Below are 2,587 nucleotides of genomic sequence, written 5' to 3' on the forward strand. Positions count from 1 at the left end.
AACGACCGATTCATACTGCACCTCTTCTTCAAACGTCCGGAAACAGGGACTTTTGGTTTTCCATTTTGATGCGACACGGGCCTCTGTGACGCGGAAACTGGGTCACTTGATCCTTTTCCAGGTCCGCAGCTCGTATTTGGTGCGGTGCATCGGGTACCACCTGCTCGGTAGGGAGCACGCCCTCCTTGATCAATCGACGGACCCGATGGGCAGTAACCCCAAGCTTTTTGGCGGCTTCGGTCAATGTGAGCCACTCGCCATTCTTTTCGGCGGATCGGTAGCCGTGGATTTTATGGACCGTGCGCAGTGCCCCGACACGGCGCCCAGTCCAGGTTTTGCCTTGCCCGGTCTGCATTCCCATCCGGTTGAGAGTGGCGGCAATGTCTGTGTCGGACCACCGGGTCGCCATAGACCGCATGACGGCAAGGGCGGCCTCCGGAGTACTCTGGCCATGTTCGCCAGCTTTGGGTTTGCGAATGCGCAGCTGGGAGTGCTGGCCGCCTTTCCAGTGGATCGTCAAAATGACTTCACGCTGCTCTTCATCGATGTCAGCAATGATATCAGTCACGAGAGCACGAAGGAGTTGCTGACGACATCGCATGTCGACGTTAGGTGCGCGCCAGGCGGCCTCCAGATCGGTGGCAATGCCAGTAAATTCGGGGACTGGGGTGACAAGATCCATTTGTCGCGCTTGGGCCAAACCAGCTTCACAGGCTTCCACGCGCCTGAGCGCTGCCTCCCAGCTCTTCTCCAGTTGGGCAGCGATCAGCCGGTTGTCAGGGTCGCAAGCAGCATAGCGACGTTCAGCGAGAGAGGCCTCGTATCGGGCTTGCTGCAAGTCCAACTCCACCATGCGGTGTCGTTCTTCCAGATTATCCCGATGCGCCCGATCAGCTTCCATTGCGGCCTCGATCGCCATCGGCGTCACGGCCCTCAATATCTCTTTGCCGATAGCAGGGTCGATGCGAGATGCGCCAAAAGTCATGCATCGTGGCTTGGCCAGCATCTGATTGATACGTTCGCAGCGGTAATAGGGATGCCCCGGAGGCCGCCCCGAGTAGACAACGCCCAACCGCCTTCCGCATCGGCCGCAGGTGAGCAGGCCCGCGAGCAACGCGCGGCCGCCACGACCAGACTTGATGCCGCCTTTCTGGCCGAAGGCATTGACAGCGATGTGGCTCTGGTTCCTCTCAAACTCACTCCAATCGATATAGCCTTCGTGATGATCCTGGAGCAGCACGTCCCACGTTCCAAAGGGTTTGCCGTGGCCGTAGCTTTTACGCGCCCTGCCATCGACAATCTCGGTTCGCTTCTCGCTTTTACCATAGACATAGACCCCAGCGTAGAAGGGGTTCTTCAGGATCGAAATAACGCTTCGATAGCGAACCGGCACCCAGTCGAAGGACACCGTTTTGCGCCCGTCAGAAGGGCGAGGAAAATGGAAATTATCAGCCGTCAGCGAAATCAGCACCTGGCGGGCGCTGCCAAGCTCGCGGAAGCGCGAAAAGATGAGGCGGATCGCCTCTTGTACCCGCAAATCGGGATCAAGCCCCAGCCCATAGTCGCGGTGCCAGATATAACCGATCGGCACACTGAGACGCAGCTCCCCCCGCCGCGCTTTGGCGCGAGCCGCGTCAAGCATGCGCGTTCGCAAAATGCCGAGCTCAAACTCGCTGATACTGCCCTTCATGCCCAACAACAATCGATCGTTAGGCCGACAAGGATCGTACACTCCGTCGAGATCTATGACGCGCGCTTCAACCAGGCCGCACAGTTCCAGGAGATGGTGCCAATCCCGGCCATTGCGAGAAAGACGCGATGCGTCGAGGCAGAGCACTGCGCCAATTTTGCCCGTGCACAGGCCGCTCACCAGTCGTTCGAAACCAGGGCGGTCTACAGCACCGCTGGCGGTACGACCAAGGTCATCGTCGATCACATCGACATCACGGAAACCCCAGCGTCGCGCGACATCGACAAGTTCATATTGTCGCCGCTGGCTCTCCAGGTTGTTCTGGACCTGACCCGGGGTCGACTGTCGAACGTAGACCACAGCTTTGCGCTTCAGCACCGTGGCTGGAAGGAGATTATTGCCCGTCATCGCTCGCCTCCTTCGTCGCGACGCCGGCCGCGGCCATCAGGAGGGTCGCCAGCCTGGCGACAACAACGCTTCGTTCCCCGTCGCTCAGGCCTCGCATCTGCGGCGTATCGAACGGCATGCTCAGCTGCTGGGTCAGCACTGGTAATGTCGGGGGTAGTGGTAAAGCTTTCATGGCGCGCCTCCTGGATGGCCGTGAGTCCATCCCTCGAAGTCTGCCTGAAACCGCGCTCGGTAAGCAGTCTATGAAGCTCTACAAGCCCAATCACCGCAACGCGCGGTTCGCCCATCTCCATGTCGGCGCAAAACGCCCGATCCAGCATCCACTCCGCCACCTGGATGATCTCACCCGGCCTGATCTCTACCCGGATGATCGCGCCATTGGCCCGGTCCTCGCGACCTTCATGCCGAAAACGACCGCCGTAATATGGATGCCAGCGGTAATGAAACTCCACCATCTGCCCGACATGGGCAGAATGACCCTGCGATGGC

General features: G+C 59.4%; 3 protein-coding genes. 1 reads left to right on the forward strand and 2 read right to left on the reverse strand.

Going from position 1 to position 2,587, the window contains the following annotated elements; all coding sequences use genetic code 11:
- Positions 1-28: 28 nt before the first annotated feature.
- Positions 29-2,098, reverse strand: coding sequence for a recombinase family protein (locus tag NKH37_RS33930; RefSeq protein WP_352694605.1), 2,070 nt, complete (start codon positions 2,096-2,098; stop codon positions 29-31).
- On the reverse strand, positions 2,085-2,270 hold the full coding sequence (locus NKH37_RS33935) for a hypothetical protein (protein ID WP_352694607.1): 186 nt from the start codon (positions 2,268-2,270) through the stop codon (positions 2,085-2,087). The genes NKH37_RS33930 and NKH37_RS33935 overlap by 14 nt, the downstream gene beginning before the upstream one ends.
- A 70-nt stretch (positions 2,271-2,340) precedes the next feature.
- Between NKH37_RS33935 and NKH37_RS33940 the strand changes: the two genes are divergently transcribed.
- Positions 2,341-2,587, forward strand: a 247-nt coding sequence (locus tag NKH37_RS33940) for a hypothetical protein (protein ID WP_352973311.1), incomplete at its 3' end; no start/stop codon positions are given.

It is taken from the genome of Mesorhizobium sp. M1217 (genome assembly GCF_040318275.1).
Lineage (GTDB): Bacteria > Pseudomonadota > Alphaproteobacteria > Rhizobiales > Rhizobiaceae > Mesorhizobium.